Raw genomic sequence first — 16,028 nt, forward strand, 5'->3', positions numbered from 1 at the left:
TGATTGCTACATTTTAACCGGATAATAAAAAACCCCGGTTGGATACCGGGGTTTTGTTTTTGGTTTTGTCAACAAGCTCAGGCTTGTTGAACATTGTTGCCTGACTGTTTGTCGGGTGCGGATTGAGCTTCCGGTGCATTGCCGCCATTTGTCGGCTCTCCACCGGCAGTTCTTCCGGCACGGTTTCCGCTAAACAGACGGTAGAACATCGGGATAAAGAAGGTTGCAATACATGTTGCAGCCAACATACCGCCGATAACACCGGTACCAATTGCGTGACGGCTAGCGGAACCGGCACCGGTAGATCTTGCCAAGGGAACAACACCAAGGATAAACGCCAGAGATGTCATCACAATCGGGCGGAAGCGAAGACGTGCCGCAGAAATCGCCGCGTCGATTGCCGATTTGCCGCTTTCACGTTCAAGCACAGCAAATTCGACGATCAGGATGGCGTTTTTCGCAGCCAGCCCCACCAGTGTGACCAAACCGATCTGGAAATAAACGTCGTTGCTCAGTCCCCTTAGGTAAGTGAATGTCAACGCACCGGCAATCGCGAATGGCACGGCGGTGACAACCGCAAAAGGCAGGCTCCAGCGTTCATATTGCGCAGCCAGAATGAGGAACACCATAATGATACCGAAGATCATAGCGGTCGAACCGGCACCACCGGCCACAACTTCCTGATAGGCTGAACCTGTCCATGCAATCTGGTAAGTATTGGGCAAAACCTTGCCGGCAATATCGGTCATGGCCTTGATCGCATCACCGGAGGTAAAGCCGGTAGCCGGATCACCCATGATCTTGGTTGCATAGAAAGCGTTGAAGCGTTCAAGCTGGTCGGAACCGGTAATACGCGTTGTTTGGACAAGCGCGTTCAACGGTATCATACTGCCCGAATTCGACCGTACAAATACCTGCTTGATGTCTTCCGCACTTTTACGGAACTCGCCTTCAGACTGGATTTTAACCTGATAGTTACGTCCGTAAAGGGTGAAGTCGTTGATATAGATGTTACCGAATGTTGCCGAAAGGGCATCATAAATCGAATTGATCGGCACATCCATAGCACGGGCTTTGACACGATCGACATGGAAGTCGTACTTCGGAACGTTCGGGTCAAAGGTGGTGCGGACATTCTTCAATTCCGGACGCTGGTTGGCAGCTTTGACGAGCGACATAGTCATTTTATAGAGGTCATCAATCGAGCCACCGGCGCGGTCCTGTAGATAGACTTCAAAGCCGCCGGTTGTCGACAAACCGGTAATGGGCGGCGGGTTGAAGGCGACCGTTACACCGTCCTTGATGCTCGATGTCATGCCGATCACCTGTGGGGCAATGTTACGTGCATCATCCTTCGGGTCGGGTCTCTCTTTCCAATCCTTGAACATGACGAACATGGCGCCCGAACTTGTCTTCAAACCGCCCGAAAGCAGGTCATAACCGGCAAGCTCTGCAATATTTTCGACCGCAGGGTTTTGCTTGAGAATTTTATAGGCCTTGTCGACAACACCTTGTGTTCTTTCAAGCGATGAAGCCGAAGGCAGGAACGAAACCGCAAGCACATAACCCTGATCTTCATCCGGAACGAGAGAGGAAGGAACCTTCTCGAACATGAAGACAGCAAAGACACAAACCAGCACAAAACCGATAATGCCATACCAGTATCTATGGACAAAGAAGTCGACACCGGAAACATAAAGATCGGTAATCTTCTGGAATGTCTCGTTAAACCAGCGGAACGGTGCAATCGGTTCGCTCTGGCGCGGCTTCAACAACAACGAGCACAAAGCCGGTGTCAATGTCAAAGCCACAGTACCGGAGATAACAACCGAAATGGCGATGGTAACAGCAAATTGCTGATACATAACACCGGCCATACCACCCATGAACGACACCGGAATGAACACGGCGCACAGAACCAGCACAATAGCCACAACCGGCCCCGTCACTTCGCTCATCGACTTGATTGCGGCATCATGCGGCGAAAGCTTTTCTTCCGACATGACGCGTTCGACGTTTTCCAACACCACAATCGCGTCATCAACCACAATACCGATGGCAAGCACCAGCCCGAACAATGTCAACATATTGATCGAGAAGCCGAGCACGTAAATGCCCGCAAAGGTTCCGATAATAGATATTGGCACGGCGATAATAGGAATAAGCGTCGCTCGCCAGTTTTGCAGGAAGATGAACACAACCACAATAACAAGCAGAATAGCTTCGATGAAGGTGTGGACAACTTCCTCGACGGAAACCTGAATGAACTTGGTGGTATCGTAAGGAACCGAATATTCAATCCCCGGCGGGAAGGCGACTTTCAATTCATCCATACGTTTCTTGATCGACTGCATGGTGGCAAGCGCATTGGCACCCGGTTGCAGGAAGATCAGAATCGGCACCATAGGATTGCCGTTCAAATTGGATTCAATGAAATATTGCTGGGTACCGAGTTCGATACGCGCAACATCTTTCAAACGCAGAGACGCACCCGTATCATCCGACCGCAAAATAATGTTGCCGAATTCTTCTGTCGTAACAAGGCGGCCTTGCGTCGTTGCCGAATAGGTGAAAGCGCCATTAATATCCGGCTGTTCACCGATACGACCGACAGGATACTGGTTGTTCTGTTCCCGGACCGCATTGATAACGTCGGTCGGTGTCATATTATATTGGGCAAGCTTGTCAGGCCGCAACCAGATACGCATCGAATAATCGACGTGTCCGAGAACCTGCGCATCACCAACACCGGGAATACGTTTCAAATCGTCAACAACGTTAAGCAATGCATAGTTGCCGACATAAATACGGTCATAGGCGTTGGTTGTCGAACGCATGGCAACAAGGCCAAGGATGGACGAGGAGCGTTTATCGGCAACAACACCAAGGCGCTGCACGTCCTGCGGCAAAGTTGTCAAAGCACGCTGAACGCGGTTATTGACGTTAATGGTTGCCTGATCGGGGTCTGTTCCAAGCGCAAAAGTGACAGTAATCTGCAATGTACCCGACGCATTGCTGGTCGATTGCATATAGATCATGTCTTCAACGCCGTTGATCTGCTGCTCAAGCGGCACAGCCACAGTCTGCGCCACTGTTTCGGCACTGGCACCGGGGTACTGCGCCGAAACCACCACTTGCGGTGGCAGCAAATCAGGATATTGGGCAATCGGCAATATGCGCATACACATAAAGCCGGCCAATACGATGATAATGGATATAACCGACGCGAAAACCGGCCGGTTAATAAAGAAACTATAGCTCATTGTGCGGGTCCCGAAGCTTTTGCATTGCCCCCGTTAGGTGCTTGTTGCGGCGCATCGTCGGTGACATTAACCATCAGGCTCTGCCCCTCAGGAACACGCATCAGCCCCTGTTCAATATAAACCTGGCCTTCGGTGACAACTTCATCTCCGTCACGAAGCCCCTGAACGATCTTGTTTTTGTCTTTTGCGTCAAATTCGGCACTGTCAATCAGCCAGTCGCCGTTCTGCATCTTGCGCACGGCCTTGACGGGACGTTGCTCGACAACCATCAAACGACCGGCCGGTTTTTGCGGCTGACCCTTGCCGGCATCGCCAGCATTGGCGGCAGCCGGAGCCGGAGCGCCTTGCGGAGCATTCGAGCCGGCCTTTGGTGGCTCGGGCTTTTTCAACAAATAGACGAACTGGCCACTACTGTTTTGGATAAGAGCCGATTCCGGAATGGTCATGGCATTCGCTAATTTGATACCGGTGACCGTTACACGTACAAACATACCCGGAACCAGACGACGATCGGGGTTGGCAATAACAGCACGTGCCCCCAAGGTTCCTGTCTGCTTGTCAATTGTCGGCGAGGTAAAATCGACCGTACCCTGTTCAGGGTAATCAACCCCTTCACCAAGGCGGACAGTGACTTTCAGATTGTCGATCTTTTCGCCACGCTTCTGCATCTCGTCCATCAAATGGCGAATCTGTTCATATTCACCATCGGCAAACGAGAAGTTGACATAGATCGGGTCAAGCTGGGTAATGGTGGTAAGCAAACTCGATGTCGGGTCGGTTCCGATAAGCGAACCTTCCGAAACAGCCTCGCGACTGGTCAACCCGCTGATCGGGGCTGCCACTTTCGTATATTCGAGATTGAGTTCGGCGGTGCGCAATTCGGCTTTTGACTGCATCAATGTTGCTTCATCGGCATCGCGCTTGGCAAAAGCCTGATCGCGCAATGACGTGGATTGCACCTTCTGTTTTACCAATTCTTCGGCACGGTCGGCATCACGAACCGACTGGTCGTAATTGGCTTGTGCCTGGGCAACCTGCGCGCGTGCAGAAGCAACAGCAGCTTCATATTTGTCCGGATCAATCTCGAACAATATGTCGCCCTGCTTGACTTCCGAGCCTTCCACAAAATTGCGGTGCAACAAGATACCGCCGACACGGGCACGAACTTCGGTTTCACGATAGGCAACAACGCGGGCTGCATATTCGTAATTTAACGGAACTTCTGCCTGATGGATAACCTTGCCACTGGCTTGTGATGGCGGCGGCATATGCTTTTCCTGTTTTCCGCAGGCAACGAGTCCAAAAGACAGCACGCCAACAAAAAGAGCGGCCGATATTTTCCTTAATAGTGTCATAGGATGTCAGACCTTGATATTTTTTTCGTGTCCGGTAAAATATACATACATGAATGTTTGTAAATAGCCAATTAGCTAATAACCACTTAATAACAGCAATAATAAGGCGTCACAACCGGTTGCAAAGACTTAATTTAACATTTTTCAATCAATCTTCCGCGTTTTTCGGGACAAGATTTCGCGTTTCGGCAGTTATTAACAGAACAAAAAGGGTGACCAAATGAGGAGGACAAAAGCTGAAGCGAGCGAAACGCGTGAAACGATCCTCGACGCGGCGGAAGTGGCTTTTCTAACCAAGGGCGTTTCCAAAACTTCGTTGAATGAAATTGCCGAACGCGCTGGCGTTACACGCGGCGCAATCTATTTCCATTTTCGTGACAAACCGGCGATTTACAATGCGATTATCGACCGTATCAAATTTCCTCAGGAAGAGCTGATCGACGAGGTCAAGCGCAATGATTCTGTCAATCCGATCGACATTCTGGAAAAATCGGCTTGCGCTTCGCTTGCCCGTTTTGCCGAAGACGAGCACCAGCAACGGGTGATGACAATTATCACTTTGCGTTGCGAATATGTCGACGAATTTTCGCAAATGATATTGCGCTTGAGGGAAGCTCACGACAGTATGCTCGATCTTTTTACGCGTATGCTCTATGTGGCGCAAAGCCGCAACATGCTTTCCGATGATTGGCGGCCGGAAGATGCGGCGCGCGTGCTTGTGTGTGTTGTGGGCGGCATTCTCCACGAATGGCTGAACTCGGCAAAGAATTTTGATCTTGATGCGCTCGGCACACGATTGATTCTAAGCCAGACAAAATCTTTCCGGAAAGATACAAGACAGCTTGTCGGGTGAAGGACTTTAAAGTTTAAAAATAACCGGCAAATTTTTTTTAGCTTTTTTTATTCAAGCTTCACCACTTTAGACTTCACCACTTTGAAAATCGCCAAAACAACAAGCCCGCTTCCGGCAGAAATTTGCCCATTCTACCTTCGCCTTTAAAATAAAGCGGAATTTTTAAAAAACCGGATTTTTCAAAATAGGCGCATTCACCGATCAACCTTTTTTACCGGTGATTATTCGCCCGCCCAAAGGTGAATAGCACGGCAATTGCAGAATACTGCTTTGCCAATAGAGCACCTTTTCGCATTGGTCTTTTCAAAGGCCGGATGATTTAATTTTCTCGAAAGTTGGATGACAGAATGCGAAACGCAACCGGAAAGACCGGAAAATCAGTGATACCGGCATATCGCAAACGGTTTATTACGCCAAGCGGCTTATTACGCCAAGCGGCACATAAGCGGAAGTTTAATGCGATATGCGAGATACGAGACACGAGACACGAGACACGAGAAATGAGACACGAGACACGAGACACGAGACACGAGACACGAGACACGAGAAAAAAGATAAATTAAAAGGCAGCGTCTTTTTAGACATTGCCTTTAAAATTTTTTCAAACCCGAATTTTCAGTGCGCGCGGCGCTCGTTGACATAAGCGATCAAACCGCTTGTCGAACTGTCGCGGCCTTCGGCACTTTCTTGTCCGGACACCATGGGTAACAATTCATTGGCGAGTTCCTTACCCAATTCGACACCCCATTGGTCGAAGGAGTTGATGTTCATGAGCGTGCCTTCGACAAAAACCCTGTGTTCATAAAGCGCAATCAACCGCCCCAATGTGAAGGGGGTAAGCTTGTCATGAACAAGCGTCAATGTCGGGCGGTTGCCGACAAAGCTTTTGTGCGGGGCTAGTTTTTCTGCTTCCGCCTCACTCATGCCGCCCTTTATCAACATGGCTTTTGCCGCTTCTTGGCTTCTACCGCGCATGAGTGCTTCCGATTGGGCAAAACAATTGGCAAGAAGCATATTATGCTGATGACGCAAGTTTTGTTCATGCCCGTTCACAGCAACAATGAATTCGACCGGTATAATATCGGTTCCCTGATGCAAAAGCTGGAAAAACGCATGTTGCCCGTTGGTTCCCGGTTCCCCCCAGACAACAGGGCCTGTCGGCATTGCAACCGGCTTGCCATCAATGGTGACATGTTTGCCGTTCGATTCCATGTCGAGTTGCTGGAGATAGGCGGGAAGACGCGACAGACGTTCCTCATAAGGAATGACAGCGCGTGTCGGATAGCCGCAAATGACGCGGTTGAAAAAGCCGATCAAACCCAGCCGGACGGCAAGGTTTCGAGAATAAGGTGCGGTGCGGAAATGTTCATCCATTGCATGGCCGCCAGAGAGAAACTTTCTGAAATTTTCCGGCCCGATTGCCATCATCACCGAAAGGCCGATTGCCGACCAGACAGAATAACGCCCGCCAACCCAGTTCCAGAAGCCGAAAACGCGCGACGGGTCAATGCCGAAATCGGCCACCTTGCCGAGTGCTGTCGAAACTGCCGCAAAATGTTTTGAAACCGCCATCTCGCCCAGTTTTTCGGCAATCCACTGGCGCGCAACACGCGCATTGGTCATGGTTTCGGCGGTTGTGAAGGTTTTGGAAGAAATAATAATCAATGTTGTTGCCGGATCAAGCCGCGACAACGTATCGGCAATGTCGGCACCATCGACATTGGAAACAAAATGGCAATTCGGCCCGTCATGATAGGGTTTTAAAGCAAGCGTTGCCATTTTCGGCCCAAGATCGGAACCGCCGATGCCGATATTGACAACATCGGTAATCTTGCCGCCATGTTCGCCTTTCAAAGCACCGGAGCGCACCCCTTCACAGAATTTTTCCATATGCGAGAGAACCGATTGCACATCCTCGACAACATTTTTGTCACCCAGCATGATTGTGCTACCCTTCGGCGCACGCAATGCAACGTGAAGAACCGCACGATTTTCGGTCAGATTGATCGGCTCGCCGGAAAACATGGCCTCTCGCCGCTCTTTCAAACCGGCAGCATCGGCAAGATTATCAAGAAGCTCCAAGGTTTTCGCTGTGACCCCGCATTTGGAAAAATCGAACAGCAAATCATCAAGCCGCAATGAAAAGTGCTCGAAACGCTGCGGGTCATTTTTAAAAAGTGAGCGAATATCGCCAAGCTCCGGATCTTTTGCATGGGTTTTCAATGCGTTAAAAGCGGCGCGGAATTTTTCTTCGTTGCGGAACATGGCAAGCTACCCTCCATTATGTAAATAGAATTTAAGATGAAACATATTGAAGTAAAAGAGGTAAAATTGCCTTTATCCATTTCGCTTGAAAGAAAATTCACCCTCACTGAAAAAATTCGGCGGGTCTTTTATTACGGCTCTTTTTTGCGCCCTCAATTGCGCCATCATAAGCGGGTTTTCTTGAGGCCCCCGATAGACAATCGACAAAGCCGCCAACAGACCAGCAAATAGCTTATCTCTTAATCCTATTATCTTGACCCTGCCTTCAATAAATAAGGGGTGTTAACCACAGCCATGTGGACAACCTACAGCGTTCAATGAGGGACGCGGTTGCCACAAGGCTGCGAGGCCGCAAGCGTCCAGCCCTTTGGGTGGATAACGCTCCTATCGGCCGGGGAAGCCCTAGAGAATGTAACAAGGTAGAATGTTCCAGGGCGACACGGCCTTGCCGCTGCTCAAAATCGAGAACAACGGTCGAGATCGAGGCGCGTCGAGATCCGAGCATAGCGGAATCTCGTAAGTGAATTTTTTTAAAACTAGCCGATCCTGCCGACCACAAAAAAATCAGCGGCCTTGCGTCACTGATCGTTACCCGAAAGGGACAAGACCACACATCCATGGCGGGGCTTGGTTTTGCTATCGCTTCGCGCTGCCGGCACAAGCAAAATAGATCAGGACGATAACAAACAACAAAGTCTTTTCGATTAGTGTTTTGTGTGATAAAATCCAAGCGTATTCATGAAGAATACATTATCGGATGCCGTGAAATCATGAGGATTAGCACTCGTCCATGATCGTCGTGGAGAGAGACAATGATTACATCTGTACATTCTTTATCCGGTGTGCGCGGAGAGATCGCGCTCAAGCTTATCACTGATATAGCGCAACCCGAAGCCGCAAAATCCAAGAAAAACGAAGAACCGACTGTAAAAGTAGGTGCTAATACGACTGTTTCCGACCGAACACAATCCGCAATTTCATCAATTACGTGGGACCCTAATAAAAAACCATCAGCTAAACAAGTTGCAAAGCTCGTTGAATATTACTCAACACATGATGAACCTATGAGTTATGATGCTATGATGATGATTCATTGCTCTGATTGGGCTAAAGTCAATCTAGAAGGTGGTCAAATAAATCAACGTGTGCCGTTGGATCTGTCGATCGATGAATTTAAGCAGCTTGCAAAAAATGTTATCCGCGCTCAATTAACCGAAGCTCGAAAAATGCTTGGTGATGAAGATGGTAGTTTCTCAAAACAACTAGCCGCTTTGAAAAACGGTAATTTTAAGATTTATACAAATGGAGAACAATCAGACCTATTCGGTTTTGCCAGAGTTGAAAGCACCTGGCATAACGGTGCTTTTGGATACAGCTGGAACCAGGACAATGTAGATCAAGATGTTGTTCAGCAAAAAATAAAAGACGGTTTAGGAATTGTACATTCACAAATAGGCGGTTTTGTTTTCACATTTACCTACTGGTAAATGTGCTTTTTGTTAAGTGAGAGGAGAATAATACGCGTATTTTACCTGCTGTTTTATCATCTATTGTTATTTTGACTGTTTCTATTGTGCCGCAAACAATATGAGTGTGGGCATCCGGAATGCTGTTAAGGATGATAACGGCCGTACATATTCTGTAAGCCGGACAAGCGAACGGTGGTGCGGTTCTGGACAAACATGTGACGCACCTTCATTAATCAGTTTTGGCGGTTATGGTACAGCAACAAATCGCGGTACGTTTTTTTGTTTTTCTCGTATTGATCTCTTGTTTCAGCCGGTTGTTTTGGCATTTTGCGCGGCATTGAGCTCCTCCTCAAGCTCGAAATCCTCTTCGGCTTTCGGGCGGATAAAGCGGCCAAGCAAGAGATAGGTGACCGGTGTGACATAAAGCGTTGCAATGGTTGCAAGCCCAAGCCCGCCAACAATGACAAAGCCCAAAGAAATTCTGGCTTCTGCACCCGCACCGCTTGCAAGGATCAGCGGTACACCACCAAGAATGGCGCAAATCATTGTCATTGACACCGGCCGCAAACGTATATTGGCGGCATTTTCCACCGCCTCGCGCAGGGTCTGGTTGCGGTTTCTGAGCTGGTCGGCAAATTCGACAATCAGAATGCCGTTTTTGGCCATAATGCCGACAAGCAGCACCAGCCCGATCTCGCTATAGACATTCAGGCTTACCCCGCTCACCATCATGGCAAAAACCGCACTGCCAAGGCCAAGCGGCACGGTTGCCATAACAATAAGGCCGGAAATGAAACTTTCAAACTGTGCGGCAAGAACAAGAAGAATAATGACCAATGCAAAGCCGAACACAATAATGAGGCCGGAAGAGGTTTCGCTCAATGTGGCAGCCTCGGCAAGCGGGATGATATAGCTTCCCGCAGGCAATATGGGTTTGGCAAGTTCAAGCGCCTGCTGATAGGCTTCACCGAGTGCAAAACCCGGTGCAAGACTTGCCGTCAAGGCAATCGAGCGCATACGCGATTCCCGTCCGAGTTCCGGCGGAACCGGCTTTTCTTTAACCGTTGTCACCACCGACATCGGCACAAAACGGTCATCTGCCGTTTTCATGAAAATATTTTCAAGATCGGTCGGGTCATTGACCGGTGTGCTATTCGACACAAGCTTCACATCATAGGAACGGTCGCCAATATAGACCGAGCCGATTTTGCGCCCGTCAAGCATGGATTGCACGGCATTGGCAAGTCCGGTAATGTCAATACCGAGATCGGTTGCCCTTTCGCGATTAATGTCGATGAACAATTGTGGCTGCGTTGCTTCAACACTCAAGCGCGGCTGCACAAAACGCGGGTCCTCCTGCATTTTCCTGACCAGCGCATCGGCAACCGGTTGGAGTTTGGCATAATCGGTGCCGAGAATTGCAAATTGCAAACCCTGTCCTGCCCCCCTGATGCCGAGCGAATTACCTTCAGCCGCAATGACACGTACAGCCGGAAAACCCTTCATAATTTGGTTGATTTCCTGAACGATTTCCTGCTGGCTGCGGTGACGCTCGCCCCAAGGAGCAAGATTGAGCATGAGAAAACCGTTATTGGACGAGCCGAAAGTGCCTGATACCGAATAGGTATTGATGATTTCGCCCCTTTCTTTGAACGGCAAAAGCGCATCTTCTATCTTGCGCATTTCATCATTGAGATAATCGACAGAAATTCCTTGTGGCCCGTTGATGCGCAAAAATACCTGTGCGCGGTCTTCCGACGGGGTCAATTCCTGCCGCAAGGTCATATAGCCACCAGCGCTTAAAACAACAAAGCCGATCGAAAGCAAAACCACAATCCACGGATGGTCAAGAGCACGGTGCAAAGTGCGGGCATAGAAATTCTGTAATATCTGGGCAAATTTTAAAAGCAATGCCGGTTTGGAATGCCCGTCGCTTAAGCCCTCCTGCCCGTTATTTTCCCGAACGCGCCGGTTTTCCCCACCGTTCAAATTTCCCTCATTATCGGCAATGTCTGCGGCAGACTTTTTGACATCTTTCAGAAATCTTGAAGCAAGCATCGGGCAAAGTGTCAAAGCCACAATTGCCGAAAGCAGAATGGCAATTGCCAGCACAAAACCGAATTCGCGGAAAAGCCCGCCTGCCTGACCTGGCAAAAAGGAAATCGGCACGAAAACCGCAACAAGCGTCAGTGTTGTGGCAATCACAGCAAAAAACACTTCTCTTGTGCCGATAACGGCCGCAGCCCTCGGCCCTGCGCCAAGATTACGGTGACGCACAATATTTTCCAGAACGACAATCGCATCATCGACCACCAGACCGGTCGCAAGAACAAGTGCAAGGAGAGTTAGAATATTGACCGAAAAACCGGCAAGATAAATAGCGGCAAATGTGCCGATCAAGGCGACAGGAATGGAAAGGGCGGGAATGAAAGTGGCGCGCAAATCCCACAAAAACAGAAAAATGATAACCACAACGCTTAAAACCGCAACAACAAGCGCCACCTCGACTTCGTGAATAGCGCCTTTGATAAAGCTTGCATCATCACTCGTTATGGTAATATGCACGCCTTCAGGAAGTGTTTTGTTGAGATTGTCAACAGCCGACCTTATTCCTTCGGAAATATCGAGTGTGTTTGATTGTGCCTGCCGCACAATACCAAGCCCGACACCGGGTTTGCCATTCACACGCACAATCGAGGTTTCCACATCCGGCCCCAGAGTGACATTGGCAATATCGCCGATACGCACACGATTGTTGAGATAGACATTCTCGAATTCTTCCGGCGTGGAGATATTGGCAGTTGCTCTCACCACCAGCGCCTGACTGGAACTTCTGAGCGAACCGGCCGGCGCATCAAGTGCCATGTCGGACAGTGTTTTCGTGACATCGGCAATGGTCAGGCCATAACTTGCGAGTTTTGCCGGATTAATGTCTATCCTGAAAATCTTGTCACGGTCGCCATTGACCTGCACATCCGCAACACCGGAAACCGCCGAAAGCGTGTCGACAATCTGGTCTTCGGTCAAAACCGTCAAATCATCGACACTCATTGTTGTTGACGTTACGGCAAGGCGCATCACCGCATCGGCATTGGAATCTGCCTTGATAATGCGGGACGCATCGGCATCATCGGGTAAATCATTGGTAACACGCGAAATAGCATCGCGAATATCGGCTGCCGCTACATTAAGATCAACACCATCGTTAAATTCGACCGTTACCCGCGAGCGGGCAAAAGAAGAACGCGAGGATATGGTCTTGACACCTGAAACACGCGCCACCGCATCTTCAAGTTTCTGGGTGATTTCACGGTCGATTGTTTCAGCCGCCGCTCCATCGAAATCGGTTGAGACTGTCACCACCGGACGGTCGACATCCGGCAATTCGCGCACATCAATTCCCTGAAGTGCGGCAAGCCCCGCCACCATGATGAGCACATTGAGCACAAAAGCCGACACCGGACGGCGGATAAAAAGCGCAACCAGCCCGCCTTTATCCTTTTCGCGTTCACCGGATTTCTGAAAAGCGCCCGCCATTACCGGTTTGCTCCGTCAGGAATTTTCTTTTCGTTTCCCTTTAATTCTTGAGGTTCACCGGCCGCTTTCTGGGCTTTATCCGAAGTCGCTTCTGTTGCTTTTTCGCGTGGCTCACTATCGCCACCGGATTGAGCCGAACGATTGTCCTGATTGGCAAGAGAAACGCTTTTTCCCGCCTCTTTTGCCCCTTCATCCTGTAAAACATCGACGGCACTTTTATCTTGCAGATTTTGCACGCCCTTAGTGACAACAAGATCTCCTTGATGAAGTGCACCGGTGACCAGTACCGAATCCGCATTGCGCTGGACAATGCCCACCCGCACATGTTCCACAATACCATCTTTCATTGGACCTTTTCCCATTGAACCGTTTTTCACGCGCCAGACATAAGCACCCTCGGCGTTCCACTGGATTGCAAGCGGATCGACAGCCGGATAAGGGTCACCCGGAAACGCAAGCGACACAGAAAAAGACATGCCCGACTGGAGAACACCGGAGGCATTATCGACTTCCGCACGAATGCGCAAAGTGCGGCTTTGTTCATCAATCATATTGTCAATGGCGCTGATGCGGCCGACAAATTCTTCACCGGGGCGGGCAATAGAAGTGGCTTTCACTTGTTGGCCGATTTTGATAAGCGGGGCAAAACGTTCAGGAACCCAGACATCAATCAGAATATGATCGCGATTATCTATGCGGGCGATTGTTGTATCGGATGTTACGTAATTTCCCGCATCAACCGGTAAAATACCCACAATGCCGCTTACCGGCGCACGGATTGTGCGACGATCGGCCGCAAGCTCGGCATCACGCAGTGCGAGCCTTGCCTTGTCGAGTGCGAGTTTCGCCGACAATTCCTGCACTTCGGTTGCCGTATTGGAGGAACGCAACTTGACCGTTCTTGCCATGGTCAATTCCGCGTCATTGACTTCCACTTTGGCGCGCTCGACGGCGATTTCTTCATTATCGGAATCAAGTTTTGCAACCGGATCGCCAACATTGACGTGCATTCCCGCACTCACATAAATCTTGTCCATTACGCCGCTCGACCAGGGGGTGACGGCAACGGTTGCAAGTGCCCTTCCCGTGCCGATTGCGCTTAAACGGTCATTGATGAGTTTTTGGCTTACCGGTTTTACAACCACTTCGTTGTTTTTAGAGGACGAGGAGGCATGATCGTCGGTTTTCCCATTTTTTGAACCCTGCCAGACAAATAGTCCGACGACAATGAGAGCAAAAATAACAACAATGGCAATTTTCGACGGGCGTTTCATCGCGCAACTTTCATTAAAGGATAAGAAAATCCGATAATCTATTTTCTGGCATTCGTTTAAAATATTCTTTTGCTAACGCTTTATTTCAAGCGGCTTCTATGCCCCCATCAACCGGCGATCAAGCCCGTCAATCAGGTTTTTAATACTCTAATTCATGCAAAATAAGCGGTTTTTCGTCCAGTTAAATTTCGGTAATAATCGCAACTTCCGAAATTGCGGGCGGATAAGGGAAAAAACAATTTGTTCTTAATCAATGATTTTTATAGACTGGATTTAAAATGCGGGTTTTATAAGGCAGCATTGACTCGTTATTGGTCAGAACTGACGCGGCATTTTCGCCGATATGACGGTCGTCTGAAGAGGTTGAATGGCTAACGAAGAAATAACCGGCGAACAGACGCCTAAAACGACGGGCATGTCGCTTTATCGCGAGCATGAAAAAATCCCCTTCTACCGGCGTATGCGGGTTCGCCTGTTATTGCTGATTACGCTTTCGGTTTTCATCACTGAAATTATGGTTTTTATGCCCTCTATTGCCAGTATGCAGGAAAGCTGGCTTGAAGACCACCACCAATCGGCAAAAGCCATCAGCATGATTCTGGCTTCCAGCCCCGAAATCACCTTAAGCCCGAACTTGCAAAAAAATGTTCTGACCGCCACCGATGCTTTGGCCATCAGCATTGTCAGAAATGGTGAAAAAATCAATCTTGCCACATCGCCGGATTTGAAACAGGTCAATGAAACAATCAACCTTCCCGACTATAGCGAAACCAAAGCCCTTCTTGATTCTCTCACAACGCTCTATTTTGGCGGCAATAATATTTTGCTCCTTCGCGGTCCTATCGAAGGAACCAACATTATCCTTGAAGTCACCGTCGCCGACGCGAAATTGCGTCAGGCAATGATCGATTTTTCCTGGCATTTTGTTGTCATTTCGCTCACCATTGCGATTGTTGCAGCAACGACAATTTACCTCATCGTCCACGAACTTCTGGTACGCCCTTTACAAAGCATCTACACCAATATGCTCGATTTTGTGATGGAACCGCATAACCCCAGCAAAATTCTGGTGCCCGAACCGCGCCGTGATGAATTGGGAATGACACAAAAACGTATTTCGGTTATCGAAAGCGAATTGCAAAAAAGCTATGCTCACCAGAAACATCTGGCCAATCTGGGGCTTGCGGTTTCAAAAATCAATCATGACATGAGGAATATTCTGGCTTCCGCGCAATTGATGTCGGACCACCTCGCCACGGCAAAAGACCCTATGGTGAAAAAAATTGCACCGAAACTTATCCGCGCTATCGACCGCGCGGTCACTTATAGCCAGACTGTTATCACTTACGGGCGCACGCAGGAAGAAGCGCCAAAGCGTAAAAAACTTCTCCTTCACAGCCTTGTTGCGGATGTGCTTGAATCGCTCACCCTTCCCGGTTCCGATCAGGTCGAATTTGTGAATGATGTACCGGTTGATATGACGGTTGATGCCGATGAGGAACAACTCCACCGCGTCCTCACCAATCTCTGCCGCAATGCTGTTCAGGCCATGGTGGAGCGGGAAGATGGTGAAAATCTTCAAAACAAGCTCACCATTAGCGGACACCGTATCGACAATATGGCCATTATCGACGTTGTCGACACCGGCCCCGGTGTGCCGGCAAAGGCCAAAGAACATCTGTTTTCACCATTTCAGGGTTCGACCAGCCGCAACGGTTCGGGTTTGGGGCTAACCATATGCGAAGAGCTTATCCACGCCCTTGGCGGCACAATTTCACTCATTGATGAAGATAGTGGTGGTGCACATTTTGAAATTCGCGTTCCCGATCTCCCCTCGCATGGTGATGAACGCCAAAGAAGCGAAAAAACACACCAATGCAATGACGCATAATTTTATGATAAAGCTTGCAGGCTTTCAATGAAGCCCGAAAAAGGCTTGCCATGATGTAAAAATGTGAACCACCGGCTCACTCGATGTTTTATTGACAAGCGTTTTTTAAAACAGGGATTTC

Annotated in this window: 8 protein-coding genes; 3 read left to right on the forward strand and 5 right to left on the reverse strand. The window is 49.2% G+C overall.

Annotation, left to right across the window (positions count from 1 at the left end; genetic code table 11):
• Window positions 1-77: 77 nt before the first annotated feature.
• Both GQS64_RS09690 and GQS64_RS09695 read right to left on the reverse strand, forming a co-directional pair.
• Window positions 78-3,263: an efflux RND transporter permease subunit gene (locus tag GQS64_RS09690; RefSeq protein ID WP_198231422.1), complete on the reverse strand. Its 3,186-nt coding sequence runs from the start codon at window positions 3,261-3,263 to the stop codon at window positions 78-80.
• Window positions 3,260-4,618, reverse strand: coding sequence for an efflux RND transporter periplasmic adaptor subunit (locus tag GQS64_RS09695; RefSeq protein ID WP_198231423.1), 1,359 nt, complete (start codon window positions 4,616-4,618; stop codon window positions 3,260-3,262). The genes GQS64_RS09690 and GQS64_RS09695 overlap by 4 nt, the downstream gene beginning before the upstream one ends.
• A gap of 220 nt (window positions 4,619-4,838) precedes the next feature.
• Here GQS64_RS09695 and GQS64_RS09700 point away from each other — a divergent pair, with 220 nt between their 5' ends.
• The gene (locus tag GQS64_RS09700; protein WP_198231424.1) at window positions 4,839-5,471 is read left to right on the forward strand and encodes a TetR family transcriptional regulator; all 633 of its coding nucleotides are present in this window, start codon (window positions 4,839-4,841) and stop codon (window positions 5,469-5,471) included.
• A 615-nt stretch (window positions 5,472-6,086) separates the two neighbouring features.
• Here GQS64_RS09700 and pgi read toward each other — a convergent pair.
• A complete protein-coding gene (pgi, locus tag GQS64_RS09705; protein ID WP_198231425.1) occupies window positions 6,087-7,736 on the reverse strand; it encodes a glucose-6-phosphate isomerase in 1,650 nt (549 codons plus the stop codon).
• 812 nt (window positions 7,737-8,548) lie between these two features.
• Between pgi and GQS64_RS09710 the strand changes: the two genes are divergently transcribed.
• Complete coding sequence (locus GQS64_RS09710; protein WP_198231426.1) at window positions 8,549-9,223, forward strand: hypothetical protein; 675 nt, start codon at window positions 8,549-8,551, stop codon at window positions 9,221-9,223.
• Between the two features lie 288 nt (window positions 9,224-9,511).
• On the opposite strand, the gene GQS64_RS09715 is transcribed toward GQS64_RS09710, so the two are convergent.
• Window positions 9,512-12,742: an efflux RND transporter permease subunit gene (locus GQS64_RS09715; RefSeq protein WP_198231427.1), complete on the reverse strand. Its 3,231-nt coding sequence runs from the start codon at window positions 12,740-12,742 to the stop codon at window positions 9,512-9,514.
• The gene (locus tag GQS64_RS09720) at window positions 12,742-14,016 is read right to left on the reverse strand and encodes an efflux RND transporter periplasmic adaptor subunit (RefSeq protein ID WP_198231428.1); all 1,275 of its coding nucleotides are present in this window, start codon (window positions 14,014-14,016) and stop codon (window positions 12,742-12,744) included. Before GQS64_RS09720 ends, GQS64_RS09715 begins: the two co-directional genes overlap by 1 nt.
• 367 nt (window positions 14,017-14,383) lie before the next feature.
• Here GQS64_RS09720 and GQS64_RS09725 point away from each other — a divergent pair, with 367 nt between their 5' ends.
• A complete protein-coding gene (locus tag GQS64_RS09725) occupies window positions 14,384-15,907 on the forward strand; it encodes a sensor histidine kinase (RefSeq protein WP_198231429.1) in 1,524 nt (507 codons plus the stop codon).
• Window positions 15,908-16,028 lie beyond the last annotated feature (121 nt).

It is taken from the genome of Bartonella sp. P0282 (genome assembly GCF_048452985.1).
Classification (GTDB): Bacteria; Pseudomonadota; Alphaproteobacteria; order Rhizobiales; family Rhizobiaceae; genus Bartonella; species Bartonella choladocola.

Bases quoted from the DNA above. Each gene is read 5' to 3' on its own strand.
- GQS64_RS09690 (WP_198231422.1), bottom strand. From the start codon at position 3,263: ATGAGCTATAGTTTCTTTATTAACCGGCCGGTTTTCGCGTCGGTTATA.
- GQS64_RS09695 (WP_198231423.1), bottom strand. From the start codon at position 4,618: ATGACACTATTAAGGAAAATATCGGCCGCTCTTTTTGTTGGCGTGCTG.
- GQS64_RS09700 (WP_198231424.1), top strand. From the start codon at position 4,839: ATGAGGAGGACAAAAGCTGAAGCGAGCGAAACGCGTGAAACGATCCTC.
- pgi (WP_198231425.1), bottom strand. From the start codon at position 7,736: ATGTTCCGCAACGAAGAAAAATTCCGCGCCGCTTTTAACGCATTGAAA.
- GQS64_RS09710 (WP_198231426.1), top strand. From the start codon at position 8,549: ATGATTACATCTGTACATTCTTTATCCGGTGTGCGCGGAGAGATCGCG.
- GQS64_RS09715 (WP_198231427.1), bottom strand. From the start codon at position 12,742: ATGGCGGGCGCTTTTCAGAAATCCGGTGAACGCGAAAAGGATAAAGGC.
- GQS64_RS09720 (WP_198231428.1), bottom strand. From the start codon at position 14,016: ATGAAACGCCCGTCGAAAATTGCCATTGTTGTTATTTTTGCTCTCATT.
- GQS64_RS09725 (WP_198231429.1), top strand. From the start codon at position 14,384: ATGGCTAACGAAGAAATAACCGGCGAACAGACGCCTAAAACGACGGGC.